This window comes from Streptomyces sp. PL-29, from assembly GCF_058344425.1.
Genome location: NZ_CP136996.1, coordinates 1,158,597 through 1,172,576, shown reverse-complemented (window position 1 = coordinate 1,172,576; position 13,980 = coordinate 1,158,597). Strand labels below are relative to the sequence as shown.

Annotated in this window: 13 protein-coding genes; all 13 read left to right on the top strand. The window is 70.5% G+C overall.

Features of this window, described 5'->3' with window-relative positions:
• The 13 genes from R4Z63_RS05290 to R4Z63_RS05230 all read left to right on the top strand — a co-directional run bounded on the left by R4Z63_RS05290 (position 1) and on the right by R4Z63_RS05230 (position 13,920).
• A complete protein-coding gene (locus tag R4Z63_RS05290; protein WP_037926192.1) occupies positions 1-1,824 on the top strand; it encodes an AGE family epimerase/isomerase in 1,824 nt (607 codons plus the stop codon).
• A gap of 37 nt (positions 1,825-1,861) precedes the next feature.
• Complete coding sequence (locus tag R4Z63_RS05285; protein WP_037926195.1) at positions 1,862-2,206, top strand: STAS domain-containing protein; 345 nt, start codon at positions 1,862-1,864, stop codon at positions 2,204-2,206.
• Positions 2,203-4,350 carry a glycogen debranching protein GlgX gene (gene glgX, locus R4Z63_RS05280; protein ID WP_236647781.1) on the top strand — a complete coding sequence of 716 codons (2,148 nt, stop codon included), beginning with the start codon at positions 2,203-2,205 and terminating at the stop codon, positions 4,348-4,350. The genes R4Z63_RS05285 and glgX overlap by 4 nt, the downstream gene beginning before the upstream one ends.
• Positions 4,351-4,366: 16 nt before the next feature.
• Positions 4,367-4,678 (top strand): STAS domain-containing protein, encoded by a 312-nt coding sequence (locus tag R4Z63_RS05275; protein ID WP_030964503.1) that lies wholly within the window; start codon positions 4,367-4,369, stop codon positions 4,676-4,678.
• Positions 4,679-4,692: 14 nt separating this feature from the next.
• Positions 4,693-5,148, top strand: a complete 456-nt coding sequence (locus tag R4Z63_RS05270; RefSeq protein WP_037926199.1) for an ATP-binding protein — start codon at positions 4,693-4,695, stop codon at positions 5,146-5,148.
• Complete coding sequence (locus R4Z63_RS05265; protein ID WP_052031160.1) at positions 5,130-6,389, top strand: PP2C family protein-serine/threonine phosphatase; 1,260 nt, start codon at positions 5,130-5,132, stop codon at positions 6,387-6,389. The genes R4Z63_RS05270 and R4Z63_RS05265 overlap by 19 nt, the downstream gene beginning before the upstream one ends.
• A 2-nt stretch (positions 6,390-6,391) precedes the next feature.
• Positions 6,392-7,135: a MinD/ParA family ATP-binding protein gene (locus tag R4Z63_RS05260; protein WP_037926202.1), complete on the top strand. Its 744-nt coding sequence runs from the start codon at positions 6,392-6,394 to the stop codon at positions 7,133-7,135.
• 69 nt (positions 7,136-7,204) lie between these two features.
• Complete coding sequence (locus tag R4Z63_RS05255) at positions 7,205-7,945, top strand: type 1 glutamine amidotransferase domain-containing protein (protein WP_052031161.1); 741 nt, start codon at positions 7,205-7,207, stop codon at positions 7,943-7,945.
• An 82-nt stretch (positions 7,946-8,027) separates the two neighbouring features.
• Positions 8,028-9,512 (top strand): aldehyde dehydrogenase family protein, encoded by a 1,485-nt coding sequence (locus tag R4Z63_RS05250; protein ID WP_037926205.1) that lies wholly within the window; start codon positions 8,028-8,030, stop codon positions 9,510-9,512.
• A 46-nt stretch (positions 9,513-9,558) separates the two neighbouring features.
• Positions 9,559-10,173, top strand: coding sequence for an NADPH-dependent F420 reductase (locus tag R4Z63_RS05245; RefSeq protein ID WP_037926207.1), 615 nt, complete (start codon positions 9,559-9,561; stop codon positions 10,171-10,173).
• On the top strand, positions 10,158-10,682 hold the full coding sequence (locus R4Z63_RS05240; RefSeq protein WP_037926209.1) for a (2Fe-2S)-binding protein: 525 nt from the start codon (positions 10,158-10,160) through the stop codon (positions 10,680-10,682). Before R4Z63_RS05245 ends, R4Z63_RS05240 begins: the two co-directional genes overlap by 16 nt.
• A gap of 5 nt (positions 10,683-10,687) precedes the next feature.
• On the top strand, positions 10,688-13,093 hold the full coding sequence (locus R4Z63_RS05235) for a xanthine dehydrogenase family protein molybdopterin-binding subunit (protein WP_384456214.1): 2,406 nt from the start codon (positions 10,688-10,690) through the stop codon (positions 13,091-13,093).
• The gene (locus R4Z63_RS05230) at positions 13,090-13,920 is read left to right on the top strand and encodes an FAD binding domain-containing protein (RefSeq protein ID WP_384456217.1); all 831 of its coding nucleotides are present in this window, start codon (positions 13,090-13,092) and stop codon (positions 13,918-13,920) included. Before R4Z63_RS05235 ends, R4Z63_RS05230 begins: the two co-directional genes overlap by 4 nt.
• Positions 13,921-13,980: the final 60 nt, after the last annotated feature.

The window sequence follows — 13,980 nt, the reverse complement described above, 5'->3', positions numbered from 1 at the left end:
ATGGCGGACGCCGTGAGCTTCTCCTTCTCCGACACCATCGCGGGCTACGTCGTCCGCTTCGACTCCGGTACGCGCGTGCTGCGGCTGAAGACCTCGGACGGCCGCGAGTGCGACGTCTCGCTGGCCGGCGGCCCCAGCGCCGAGCTGGTCCGCAACCTGGACGAGCCCTACATCGACGCCTCCGGGCACATCGACGAGATGCTCTCGCCGGGCCGGTTCCTCTTCGTCTACGGCGTCCACTACCCCGAGCACGGCGGCCGCTTCGACGCCAAGCGCCTGGTGTTCCTGGGCCGCAGCGCCGAGGACTACCGGTTCGAGGAGGGCAGCTGGTGGATCAAGCAGATCGAGTCGCTGGCCGACTTCTACCGACGGGCGCAGTTCGGCGACGGACCGGTGGACTTCACCGACTACCGCACCGAGATCCGGCTCGGCGGTGACAAGACCGCCAGCCACGTCCAGGAGACCGACACGATCTCCCGGCTGGTGTACGGCATGGCCTCGGCCTACCTGCTGACCGGCAAGGACGAGTACCTGGAGGTCGCCGAGCGCGGCACCGAGTACCTGCGCAAGCACATGCGGGTCGTGGACAGCGAGGAGGACGTGGTCTTCTGGTACCACGGCATCAGCGTCGACGGGGACAGCGAGCGCAAGCTGTTCACCTCGGAGTTCTCCGACGACTACGACGCGATCCCGATGTACGAGCAGATCTACGCGTTGGCCGGCCCCATCCAGACCTACCGGGTCACCGGCGACGTCCGGATCAAGAACGACGCGGACGCCACGATCCGGCTGTTCGACAAGTTCTTCTTCGACCCGGAGCAGGGCGGCTACTACTCCCACATCGACCCGATCCTCTTCAGCGCGGACCACGAGTCCCTGGGCGAGAACGCCGAGCGCAAGAACTGGAACTCGGTCGGAGACCACGCCCCGGCCTACCTGATCAACCTGTACCTGGCGACGGGCGAGCAGAAGTACGCCGACTTCCTCGAGTACACCTTCGACACGATCGCGGACAAGTTCCCCGACTACAAGAACAGCCCCTTCGTCCAGGAGCGCTTCTTCCGCGACTGGTCCCACGACAAGGCGCACAGCTGGCAGCAGGACCGCGCGGTCGTCGGTCACAACCTGAAGATCGCCTGGAACCTGATGCGGATGAACTCGCTGAAGGCCAAGCCGGCCTACGAGGAGCTCGCCAGGAAGATCGGCGAGATCATGCCGGCCGTCGGCAGCGACGTGCAGCGGGGCGGCTGGTACGACGTCGTGGAGCGGGTGAAGGAGGGTGACCAGGAGACGTATCGTTTCGCCTGGCACGACCGCAAGGCCTGGTGGCAGCAGGAGCAGGCGATCCTCGCCTACCTCATCCTGAACGGCACGGTCGGTGGCGAGGCGAACCTGCGCGAGGCCCGGCAGGCCCAGGCCTTCTACAACACCTTCTTCCTCGACCACGACGAGGGCGCCGTCTATTTCAACGTGCTCGCCAGCGGCACGCCGTACCTGCTCGGCACCGAGCGGCTCAAGGGCAGCCACTCGATGTCCATGTACCACTCGGCGGAGCTCTGCTACCTCGCCGCCGTCTACAACAACCTGCTCGTCAACGGCCGGGAGATGGACTTCCACTTCCAGCCCGACCCGACCGGCCTGCCCGGCCGCGTCCTGCGCGTCTCGCCCGACCTGCTGCCCGCCGGCTCGGTGCGGATCGCGTCCGTGGAGATCGACGAGAAGCCCTACACCGACTTCGACGCGGAGGCGCTCACCGTGCGCCTCCCCGACGTCCAGAGCCGGGTCAAGGTCAAGGTCCGGCTGCGGCCGACGGCCGCGAAGTAGCGCTCAACGGGGGGCGCCCCAACCAGAGGGGAAGGCAATGACTCTCAACGTCAAGGAACGCCGGAACAAGACGGGCACCGTGCTCGTCGCCACCGGCGAGATCAACAGCGAGACCTCCGGCACGCTGCTGGAGTCCCTGCTGCCGCTGGTCCGCGAGGGCAAGCCGCTGCGGATCGACCTCACGGCGGTGACCTACGTCTCCAGCGCGGGCCTGCGCACCCTGCTCGTCGTCTACCGCGAGGCCCAGCACGCCGGCGTGGCCGTCACCCTCTACGGGGTGAGCGAGGAAGTTCGGTTCGTCATGTCGGCCACCGGCTTCCTCGACTTCTTCGAGACCGGCGAGGCCGCCGCGGCGGCTGCCAAGGCCAAGGCCGCGCGATGAGCGAGACCCGCTCCGAGCAGGTGCTGCGCGTCGACGCGTACCCGACCCATGAGGTGGGCGGGTACCGCGTCCGCGCGGGCAAACCGTTCCCCTTCGGGGCCAACGTGGTCCCCGGCGGGGTGAGCTTCTCCGTCTTCTCCGACCAGGCCACCTCCATGACCCTGGTCGTCTACAAGCGCGGAGAGCCCGAGCCGATGGCCGAACTGGAGTTCCCCGAGGAATTCCGCACCGGCAGCGTGTTCGCCATGACCGTCTTCGGCCTCGACCACGAGAACATCGAGTACGGGTACCGGGCCGACGGCCCCTACGACCCGGTCACCGGCCACCGTTTCGACGCCCGCCAGGTCCTCTCCGACCCCTACGCCCGGCTGATCGCGGGCCGTGACGTGTGGGGCGTGGAGCCGGACCGCAGCCGTGGCTACCAGTACCGCTCCCGCGTCTGCCTCCAGGACTTCGACTGGGGCGACGACACCCCGCTGGGCATCCCCGCCGAGGACCTGGTCGTCTACGAGGCCCACGTCCGCGGCTTCACCCGGCACCCCAACTCGGGGGTCACCGCGCCGGGTACGTTCGCGGGGCTGCGCGAGAAGATCCCGTACCTGAAGGAACTCGGGGTCAACTGCATCGAGCTGTTGCCGGTGTTCGAGTTCGACGAGAGCGACAATCCGCGCTCCAACCCGGAGACGGGCGAGAAGCTCTTCGACTACTGGGGCTACAACACCGTCTCCTTCTTCGCGCCCAAGGCCGGATACGCGGCCACCGGACGCTACGGGATGCAGGGCGACGAGTTCCGCACGCTGATCAAGGACCTGCACGCGGCCGGTATCGAGGTCATCCTCGACGTCGTCTTCAACCACACCGCCGAGGGCAACGAGCAAGGGCCGACGATCTCCTTCAAGGGGCTCGACAACGCCACCTACTACATGCTCACGCCCGAGGGGTACTACTTCAACTTCAGCGGCACCGGCAACACGGTCAACTGCAACCACCCCGTCGTGCGCAACTTCGTCCTCGACTGCCTGCGCCACTGGGTAGCCGACTACCACATCGACGGATTCCGCTTCGACCTCGCCGCCATCCTGGGCCGGTCCCTGGACGGCACCCCGCTGCCCAACCCGCCGCTCCTGGAGCTGCTCGCCTACGACCCGGTGCTCCGGCACACCAAGCTCATCGCCGAGGCCTGGGACGCCGGCGGCCTCTACGAGGTCGGCAACTTCCCGGCGTACGGCCGCTGGGCGGAGTGGAACGGCAAGTACCGCGACACCGTGCGCCGCTTCCTCAAGGGCGACCCCGGGGTCACCGGCGAACTGGCCACCCGCATCGCCGGCTCACCCGACCTCTACTCCAGCCGCGGCACCGCCGCCTCCGTCAACTTCCTGACCGCACACGACGGCTTCTCCCTCGCCGACCTGGTCTCCTACAACGACAAGCACAACGAGGCCAACGGCGAGGGCAACAACGACGGCGCCAACGACAACAACAGCTGGAACTGCGGCGCCGAGGGCCCCACCGACGACCCGCAGATCAACGCCCTGCGCACCCGGCAGATGAAGAACGCCCTCGCCATCCTCCTCACCAGCCAGGGCATCCCGATGCTGCTCTCCGGCGACGAGGTCGGCAGGACCCAGCAGGGCAACAACAACACCTACTGCCAGGACAACGAACTGTCCTGGTTCGACTGGGACCAGGTCGACGACAACGCCGAACTGCTCCGCTTCACCCGCGAGATGATCGCCTTCCGCAAGCGCCACCGCGAGCTCCGCTCCACCTGCCACCCCACCGGACGGGTCCGGGACACCCTTGGCCTGCCGGACATCAGCTGGCACGGCGAGCGGGCCTGGCAGCCCGACTGGTCGGCGGACAGTCGGCTGGTGGCGGTCGCCCGCTGCGGCGCCGGCGACGACGACGTGGTCTACGTGGCCATGAACTCACACTGGGAGCCGCACGACCTGGAGCTGCCCGCCCTGCCCGGCGGACGCAGCTGGCACCTGTTCGCCGACACCGGGGCCGAGGCACCGCACGACATCCGCACCCCCGGGACCGAGCCGGAGCTGGACAACGCCGGCAAGTACCTGATCGGCCCGCGGTCGGTGGTGATCCTGGTGGGCCGTACGAACGACCCCGACGAATCCGACACGCCCTGACCGAAGGAGACCAGACATGCCGCTTTCCGTGTCCCTGAGCATCGAGGGCGACACCACCGTGATCGAACTGTCGGGCGAGCTGGACGCCAAGACCGCGCCGGACTTCCACCGGACGATCGAGAAGGCTGCCGGACACGGCACCACCACGGTCGAGATCAGGATGGCCGGCGTCGGCTACATGGCCAGCGCCGGACTGCGCTCCCTGGTCTTCGCCCAGCAGAAGGTCGCCGACGACGTCACCATCAAGGTAGTCGGTGCCATCGAGCCCGTCTCCCGGACCATCCGGACGGCAGGCCTCGACCGCAGCATCGTCCTCTCCGATGAGTGACGACCGTGAGTGACATGGTCGAGCTGGCGAGGACGCCCGCGGTCCTGGAAGTGCCCGCGACGGTGGGGGCACTGGGCGACGTCGCCGCGTTCGTCCTGCGGCTGGCCGGCCGGGCCGGGCTCGGCAAACGAGCCTCCTACCGGCTCCGGCTGGCCGTCGACGAACTGGCCACGAACATCGTGATGCACGGGTACCGGGGCGGCGACGGACGGATCACCGTCCGCGGCCGCTCCGGTCCGGGCGGGGTGCAGATCACCCTTGAGGACTGCGCCCCGGCCTTCGATCCCGTCGAAGGCCGTCTGCCGCCGTGCCCCGGGGTACCCCCGCAGGACCGGCGGATCGGCGGCCTCGGCATCCACCTCGCCCTGACCAGCGTGGACGAGTTCGCCTACACCTACCGGGACGGCCGCAACATCAGCACGCTGACTGTGAAGGCTGAGGGGACGCATCCATGCCCTCCACGACCGTGATCATCCTCGACGCGCACCCGGCACCGCCGCCCGAACTGCTCGACGCCCTGCGGACGATGGACGCCCGCCTCGTCACCCGCACGCTGACGGAGCTGCGCGAAGGCCCGCTGGAGCTGCTGCCCGTCGCGGACGTGCTGCTCGCCCCGGCGGAGTCCGACGGGGACGCCGTACGGATGGCCGTACGCCGGCTGCGCCGCTGGGCCGGGGCTCCCATCGTGGTCGTCTGGACCGTGACGGAGTTCGCCGCCCTAGAGGAGCACGTCCGGATCGGGCACGACTACCTCGTACCACCCTTCCTGCCCGCCCTCGTCGGGGCCCGGCTGCACAGCTGCTCGGAGCGCGCCGGACTCGGCCGCACCCTGCGCGAGGCCGACGCCCGCGCCGAACTCATGGGCTACGAGAAGGAACTGGAGATCGGCCGGGAGATCCAGGCAGGATTCCTGCCCGAATCCCTGCCCGTCCCCGACGGCTGGGAGATCGACGTCCGCTTCCGGCCCGCCCGGCAGGTCGCCGGGGACTTCTACGACGTCTTCGAGATCTCCCGCGGCCGCCGGCTGGCCTTCGTCGTCGCCGACGTCTGCGACAAGGGGGTCGGAGCCGCGCTCTTCATGGCGCTCATCCGCTCCCTGCTCCGCCACACCGCGCAGAACAGCGGACTCCAGCACCTGGTCGCCGCGGGCCGGGCCGGCGGCAGCCGGCGGATCCCGGTCGTCGGCGCCACACCACTGCTCAACGCGGTCACGGCCACCAACGGCTACCTCACCAGCAACCACCTGAGGCAGGGCTACTTCGCGACCCTGTTCTTCGGCGTGCTGGACCCGCTCACCGGAAGCCTCGTCTACATCAACGGCGGCCACAACCCGCCCCTGCTGCGGCCCGCGGACGGCAGCCCGCCCGCCGCCCTGGACATCACCGGGCCGGCCGTCGGGGTCCTGCCCGACTGCGTCTACACGCTCGGCTATGCCCAGTTGGATCCGGGCGACACCCTGTTCGTGTTCACCGACGGAGTGCCCGAGGCCCGCTGCCCGAACGGCAGCTTCCTCGGCGACGAACGCATGCTGCAACTGCTCGCCGGGCCACTGGCGAGCGGCAAGGACCTCGTCGACCGGATGGACCTGGCGGTGCGCGAGCACACCGGCACCGCCGAGCAGCACGACGATGTCACCATGCTCGCCCTGCACCGGCCGCGTACGGCGCGGGGGCCGTACGCGGACGGGCCCGGGCATCGGGTGGTGGCCTAGAGATGGCCCGCACGATCGTGGTGCACTCGCACCGCGGCGGCACCGGGAAGTCCTCGGTCCTGGCCAACCTCGCGCTGCTCCTCGCGGCCGGGGGACGCCGGGTGGGGGTGGTGGACACCGACATCCAGTCACCCACTCTGGACCTGCTGTTCCGGCTCGGCCCCGGACCCTCCCTGGCCGACTACCTCCTCGGCCGCTGCGAGATCGAGGCCGCCGCCCAACCGGCCGGCGTGCCAGGGTTGTACGTCGTACCGGCCCGGACCGGGACGGCGGCCCTGCGGGAACTCATGGCCGGCGGCTACGACGTGGGCCTGCTGCCGGAGGGCTTCGACCGGCTGGCCGAGCACTACGCGCTGGACGTGCTGCTGCTCGACACCCACGCCGGGCTCAACAACGAGTCGGTGACGGCAATGGCGAGCGCCGACGTGTTGATCATCATGGCGCGGGCCGACCGGATCGACCTCTCCGGGGTCGAGGAGACCATCGCCCTCGCCGGGCGCCTGGCCTGCCGCCGGGCCCTGGTACTGAGCATGGCACCCGCCGGCATCGACCGGGACTCCGCCCGGCGGCGCTCCGAGGAGGTCTACGGTGCGCCCGTGGCCGGGATTCTTCCCTATTCGCCGGAAATGGCCTCCCTGTACGGGGAGCGCATATTCGCAGAAGCCCACCCCGACCACCCCCTGGTCGGTGAATTCCGCACCATCATCTCGGCGTTGGACGCACGTGACGAAGTATCGCGGGCCTGACGTCGCCCCCTTACGCCCCCTGCGGGGGGCGTGTTGAATCGGCAGCGAATCCAGAACAAGGAGAGAATCATGAAGATTCTCGTCGTCATGACGGCCAAGGCGACCCTGCACCTGCTGGACGGCGAACAGCATCCCTCGGGATTCTGGGCAGAGGAATTTGTCGTTCCCTTTTCACTCTTCAAGGCGGCCGGCCACGACGTGGACGTGGCGACGATCGGGGGTCGCGCTCCTACGGTCGACCAGACGAGCATCGACCCGCAGTTCCTCCAGTGGGTCCGCCCCCAGGGTTCCCCCGACGAGGACGCGGCCAACGCCGCCGAGTACGTCCGCGTCATCGAGAACACCCCCCAGCTGCGAGCCCCGCTGGCGCTGGAGTCCCTCACCGAGAAGGACGTCGCCGACTACGACGGCGTCTACGTCAGCGGCGGCCACGGTGCGATCGGCGACCTGCCCAAGTCCGACGAACTCGCCCAGATCCTGCGCTGGGTCATCGCCCAGGACAAGCCCCTCGCGACCGTCTGCCACGGCCACACCTCGCTCCTCGCGCTGCGCGACGGCGAAGGCCGCTGGCCGTTCGAGGGCTACCGGATGACGGCCTTCTCGCACGACGAGGAACTCGTCACCAACATGGCCGGCCGGCTCCCGCTGATCCTGGAGGTCGAGCTGACCCGACTCGGCGCCCGCTACGAGAAGGCGGACGCGATCTGGGACTCGCACGTGGTCGTCGACCGCAAGCTGACGACCGGCCAGAACCCGTACTCCTCCAAGGCCCTCGCGGAGACGTTCTTAAGCCAGCTCGCGAAGGGCTAGGAGGTGTCCGGCGGATCAGGGCCGGGCCCGGATCCGCCGGACACACCCTCCCCCGCCCCGCATCCGACACCGGAAGGCAGCCATGACCAAGCGTGAGCTGAGCGGCCCGCCCCTCGCCAACCCCGGGAAGCTCTTCATCGGCGGCACGTGGGTACCGGCCCGGGACGGCCGGACCGAGCCGGACGTCAGCCCCGTCGACGGACAGGAGATCGTGCCCGTCGCGCAGGCCGCCGCGGCCGACGCCGACGCAGCCGTCGCCGCCGCCCGCACGGCGTACGAGGAAGGTCCGTGGAGCAGACTGTCCGCCCAGGAGCGGGCACTGCGGCTGAACCGGGTCGGTGAGCTCATCGAGCGCGACCTGGAGGAGATCGCCCTGCTGGAGACCATGGACATGGGCAAGCCGTTCGCCTTCTCCAGCACGGTCGACGCCCCCATGGCCGCCCAGCTCATGCACTACTACGCCGGGGCGGTGACCCGCGTCGACGGCTCCTCGCGCGCCCCGGCCGGCGGTCAGCTCGCCTACACCCTGCGCGAACCGCTCGGTGTGGTCTGCGCGATCACCCCGTTCAACTTTCCGCTGCTGCTGTCGATGACGAAGATCGCGCCGGCACTGGCGGCGGGCAACACGGTCGTCCACAAGCCCTCCCCGGCCACCCCCCTCACCGCGCTGAAGATCGCCGAGCTCTTCCAGGAAGCGGAGATCCCCGACGGGGTGTTGAACGTGGTCACCGGCCCCGGCGTGGAGCTGGGGGAGACGCTCACCGACCACCCCGGCATCGACAAGATCGCCTTCACCGGCTCGACCGTCGTCGGCCAGTCGATCATCCGCAGGGCGGCCGGCACCCTGAAGAAGGTCACGATGGAGCTCGGCGGCAAGTCCGCCAACATCGTCTTCGCCGACGCCGACCTCGACACCGCCGAGGAACTCGCCTTCTTCGGCATCTACTACAACAAGGGCGAGATCTGCACCGCCGGATCCCGGCTGCTGCTCCAGCGCCCCATCCACGACGAGCTGGTGGAACGCCTTGTGAGCCGGGCAGCCGCCCTCCGGCCCGGCGACCCCCGCGACCCGGCCACGCTCTTCGGCCCCCTCGCCCACCGCGGCCAGTTCGACAAGGTCAGCTCGTACATCGAGATCGGCGAGAAGGAGGGGGCGGTGCTGCGGACCGGCGGCACCGGGTGGACTCCCGAGGGCGCCTCCGCCGAGGGACTGTACTTCCTCCCGACCGTCTTCACCGGCGTCGACAACGGGATGCGCATCGCCCAGGAGGAGATCTTCGGCCCGGTCCTGTCGATCATCCCCTTCGACACGGAGGAGGACGCCGTGCGCATCGCCAACGACAGCGCGTACGGCCTGGCCGCCGGCGTCCACACCAAGGACCTGCGCCGCGCCCACCGTGTCGCCTCGCAGATCAAGGCCGGCACGGTCTGGGTCAACTGCTACAACCAGTACGACCCCGCGGTGCCCTACGGCGGCTACAAGGCCTCCGGATTCGGGCGCGAGTGCGGCCCCGAATCCCTGGAGAGCTACACCCAGACCAAGTCGGTCTGGATCGGCATGGACTGAGAAGGCCCGACCGGACACGGACAGCACCCCTTCCCGAGGAGCGTCAATGCGGACAGGCATCATCGGCACCGGGCGGATCGGCACGGTCCTCGCGAGGATCCTCGTGGCGGCGGGCCACCACGTGGTCCTCGCCAACGCCCGTGGCCCGCAGACCCTCGGCCCGCTCGTGGCCGAGCTGGGACCGGCGGCCTCGGCGGCGCACCCCGCCGAGGCCGCCGCCCAGGCCGAACTCCTGGTGCTGATGGTGCCCTTCGAGCGGGTCCGGGGATTGCTCCCGCCGCACGTCGTGCAGGACAAGGTGCTGGTGGACGCGACGAACGCGTTCGGCGGCCCCGGCGCGCCCGCCGACCTCGGTGGGCGCGGCTCCAGCGACCTGGTCGCCGAGTGGTACCCGGCGGCCCAGGTCGTGAAATCGCTGAACACCATGCATTTCGAAACCCTCGCCGTCGCGGGAACCGCACCCGGAGAGCGCCTGGCGCATTTCACCGCCGGCGACGACAAGAAGGCGAAGGAAATCGTCGCGGGAATCATCACGGATCTCGGATTCGCGCCCGTCGACACCGGTCCGCTGCACTCCGGGGGAATTCTCCAGCAGCCCGGCGGGCCCCTCTTCAACCGGCCGCTCACGGAAGCGCAGGCGCTGGCATGGACATCACACTGAACGTGAACGGAAGACCCGAGCAGTTCTCGGCGCAGCCGAACGAACTGCTCGTGGAAAGGCTCCGCGACGGCCTCGGCCTGACCGGCACCAAGGTCGGCTGCGACACCGGCCAGTGCGGCTCCTGCGTGGTCCGCCTCGACGGCCGGTCCGTCAAGAGCTGCCTGGTCCTCACCGCCTCCGCCGCCGGCGGCGAGGTCGCCACCATCGAAGGCGTCACCGCCCGGGGCGGGGAACTGTCCGGACTGCAGGAGGCCCTGCGCCAGGAGCACGGCACCCAGTGCGGCTTCTGCACCCCCGGAATGGTCATGGCGCTCGGCGAGCTCGTGGACGCCACCGCCGACGGCCCGGCCCCCACCGAGCCCGAGATCCGCGAGTGGCTCACCGGCAACCTGTGCCGCTGCACCGGCTACCACAGCGTCGTACGAGGGGTGCAGCGCGCCTGCGCCGCCTCCCGCGACGAGGTGCCCGCCGGCTCCGCCGCATCCACCGCAGCCGTACCGGAGGTGTGAGGGACATGACCACAGTGACGGGGGACGCCCCGGCCGGCCGGGGTGGAGTGCTCGGGCAGCCGCTGGACAGCCGCGAGGATCCGCAGCTACTGCGCGGCGAAGCCACGTACGTCGCGGACATCGACCTGCCGGGCACCGCGCACATGGCCATCCTGGGCAGTCCGGTGGCGCACGCGAAGATCCTCTCCATCGAGACCAAGGCGGCCGAGCAGCTGCCCGGCGTGCTGAAGGTGGCCACCGCGGCCGACTTCACCGACGTCATGCCGCTGCCCTGCATCTGGATCCCCGGCGGGGTCGAGAGCCACTTCCCGCCGCACCCCTACGGACTCCCCGGCGCCCGCCCGGTCCTGACCGGCGACACCGTCCGCCACGTTGGAGATCCCGTCGCCGTGGTCGTCGCCGAGACCCCGCGGCAGGCCGCCGCGGCGCTGGCCGCCATCCACGTCGAGTACGAGCCGCTGCCCGTCGTCACCCGTGCCGACGAGGCCCTCGCCGACGGCGCGCCCCAGCTCCACGAGGCCGTCCCGGGCAACCTCAACGCCTACTGGACCTGCGGCGACAAGGACCGCACCGACGCGGCCATCGCCGCCGCCGAGGTCACCGTCGAACTCGACCTGGTCAACCAGCGCACCATCAACAGTCCGATCGAGCCGCGCGGCGCGGTCGGCGACTACGACCCGGCCACCGGCGAGTACACCCTCTACGCCTCCACCCAGGGCCCGCACAACCACCGCTTCCTGCTCGCCGCCCTGGTCCTCGGCATCCCCTTCAACAAACTCCGGGTGATCGCCCCCACCGTCGGCGGCAGCTTCGGCACCAAGGGGTACCTCTACCCCGACATGCCCCTGGTGCTGCTGCTCTCCAAGGCGCTCGGCCGCCCCGTGAAATGGGTGGACACCCGCACCGGCCTGATGAGCTCCACCGTCCAGGGCCGCGACCACCGCCAGCACGTCACCCTCGCCGGCACCCGCGACGGCCGCATCACCGCCGTGCGCTGCACCAGCTACGCCAACCTCGGCGCGTACCCCTCGACGATCGGCCCCGGCGTCGCCACCGCCCTGATGGGCCGTTCCATCAGCGGGATGTACGACATCGGCGCCGCCTTCTGCGAGGTGTACGCCGCCTTCACCAACACCGTCTCCCTCGGCGCCCAGCGCGGCAGCGGACGCGCCGAGGCCGCCTTCCTCATGGAGCGGCTCGTCGACCGGTACGCCGACGAGATCGGCATGGACCCGGCGGCGGTGCGGCGCAAGAACCTGGTGCCGGAGGAGAAGTTCCCGTACGACAACGGCCTCGGCTGGACCTACGACTCCGGGAACTACCGGCTCAACTTCGACAAGGCCATCGAGCTGTCCGGATACGGCGACATGCCCGCCCGCAGGGCCGAGGCCCGTACCCGCGGCAAGCGCCTCGGCGTCGGCATCGCCACCTACGTCGCGATCTGCGGCGTCGGCCCCTCCACCCGAATGTCGCAGGAGGGCATGCTCGGCGGCACCTGGGAGAGCGCCAACATCCGCATCCACCCCACCGGCGAGGTCACCGTCACCGTCGGTTCGGCCTCCACCGGCCAGAGCCACGGGACGATCTTCGCCCAGGTCGCCGCCGACGAGCTCGGCATCGACCCCACGACCGTCCAGGTCCACGAGGGCGACACGCAGAAGGCCCCGTACGGCCAGGGCACCTACGGCTCCCGCTCCTACAGCATGGCCGCGCCCGCGGTGGTCCTCACCGCCCGCAAGCTCAAGGCCAAACTGGTCCGGGCCGGCGCCGTCTTCCTGGGCGTGCCCGAGGACAAGGTCGTATACGAGGGCGGCGCGATCCACGAGGAGGGCAACCCGGAGAACACCAAGACCTTCGCCGAACTCGCGATGGCCATGTGGTACGGCTGGGGCCTGCCCCCGGAGATCGAGCCGGCCCTGGACGAGACCACTCACTTCGACCCGCCGGACTTCAACTACCCCTTCGGCACGCACGTCGCCGTCGTCGAGATCGACGAACTGACCGGTGAGACCGAGGTGGTCGCCTACACCGCCGTCGACGACGCCGGCAACATCGGCAACCCGAAGATCGTCCAGGGGCAGATCGAGGGCAGCATCGTCCACGGTCTCGGCCAGGCCCTCATGGAAGCCGCCGAATACGACGAGAACGGCCGGCTGATCAGCTCGGACCTCGGCCACTACGCCCTCCCGCGCGCGGCCGACGCGCCGTTCTTCGCGCTCGACAAGACCGTCACGCCCAGCCCGCATAACCCGCTCGGTGCCAAGGGCGCGGGGGAGATCGCCACCGTGCCGCCGGCGGCCGCCGTCGTCAACGCCGTCGTCGACGCCCTCCGCGACCTGGGCGTCCGCCACATCGACATGCCGCTCACCCCCGAGAAGGTCTGGCGCCACCTGAGAGGGGAATCCCAGTGATCCTCACCGAGTTCGACTACGCCCGCCCCAATGGCCTCGACGAGGCACTGGCCCTGCTGTCCGACGTCCGGGGCGCCCGGGTCCTGGCCGGCGGCCAGAGCCTGCTGCCCGACCTGCGCGCCGGAGCCGACAGCGCCCGCCTGCTCGTCGACATCCGGCAGCTGGCCGAGCTGCGCGGCACCGCCCGCACCTCCGACGGACGGCAGCTGCGCATCGGGGCCCTCACCACGCTCGCCGACCTCGCCGCCGATGCGCTGGTCCTCGCCGAAGCACCGGAACTGGCCGCCGCGGCCCGTTCCAACGGCGACCCCCAGGTCCGCAACCTCGGCACCGTCGGCGGCAACCTCGTCGCCGCCGGGCGGTCCACCGACCTGCCGGTCGCCGCCCTCGCCGCCGACGCCGTCGTCGAACTGGCCGGCCCCGGCGGGCGCACCACCGTCCCGGCCGAGGAATTCGCCGCCGGTACCGCGCCCGCCGGCCAGATCCTCACCGCACTGCTGGTGCCCGCAGCCGGCCCGGCCGCCGCCTTCGAGAAGTCCGCCGACCGGGCCACCCGCTACCCGGTCTGCGCCACGGCCGCACGGATCACCCCCGACGGGCCCCGCATCGCCGTCACCGCGGCCACCCCCCGGCCCCTGCGCCTGCGCGGGGTCGAAGACCGGCTGCGCGGGGGCCCGTACAGCACCGAAGCCGTCCTCGCCGCCTTCCGCGCCGAACCCCGGGAGCTGTTCGTCCCCGGGCGCGGCACCTCGGCCGAATACCTCGGCCACCTCGCGGGGGTCCTCACCGCCCGCGCGCTGCAGAGGGCCGAGCGGGCCCGCACCTGACCGGCCGACCACGGGGCCCGCCGGGCCCGACACGGGGGAGTTGAGTGAAGCAGTGGCCGA

Coding starts and splice junctions, on each gene's coding strand:
- R4Z63_RS05290 (WP_037926192.1), top strand. CDS start 1: ATGGCGGACGCCGTGAGCTTCTCCTTCTCCGACACCATCGCGGGCTAC.
- R4Z63_RS05260 (WP_037926202.1), top strand. CDS start 6,392: ATGGCCCGCACGATCGTGGTGCACTCGCACCGCGGCGGCACCGGGAAG.
- R4Z63_RS05265 (WP_052031160.1), top strand. CDS start 5,130: ATGCCCTCCACGACCGTGATCATCCTCGACGCGCACCCGGCACCGCCG.
- R4Z63_RS05250 (WP_037926205.1), top strand. CDS start 8,028: ATGACCAAGCGTGAGCTGAGCGGCCCGCCCCTCGCCAACCCCGGGAAG.
- R4Z63_RS05275 (WP_030964503.1), top strand. CDS start 4,367: ATGCCGCTTTCCGTGTCCCTGAGCATCGAGGGCGACACCACCGTGATC.
- R4Z63_RS05285 (WP_037926195.1), top strand. CDS start 1,862: ATGACTCTCAACGTCAAGGAACGCCGGAACAAGACGGGCACCGTGCTC.
- R4Z63_RS05240 (WP_037926209.1), top strand. CDS start 10,158: ATGGACATCACACTGAACGTGAACGGAAGACCCGAGCAGTTCTCGGCG.
- R4Z63_RS05245 (WP_037926207.1), top strand. CDS start 9,559: ATGCGGACAGGCATCATCGGCACCGGGCGGATCGGCACGGTCCTCGCG.
- glgX (WP_236647781.1), top strand. CDS start 2,203: ATGAGCGAGACCCGCTCCGAGCAGGTGCTGCGCGTCGACGCGTACCCG.
- R4Z63_RS05270 (WP_037926199.1), top strand. CDS start 4,693: ATGGTCGAGCTGGCGAGGACGCCCGCGGTCCTGGAAGTGCCCGCGACG.
- R4Z63_RS05235 (WP_384456214.1), top strand. CDS start 10,688: ATGACCACAGTGACGGGGGACGCCCCGGCCGGCCGGGGTGGAGTGCTC.
- R4Z63_RS05255 (WP_052031161.1), top strand. CDS start 7,205: ATGAAGATTCTCGTCGTCATGACGGCCAAGGCGACCCTGCACCTGCTG.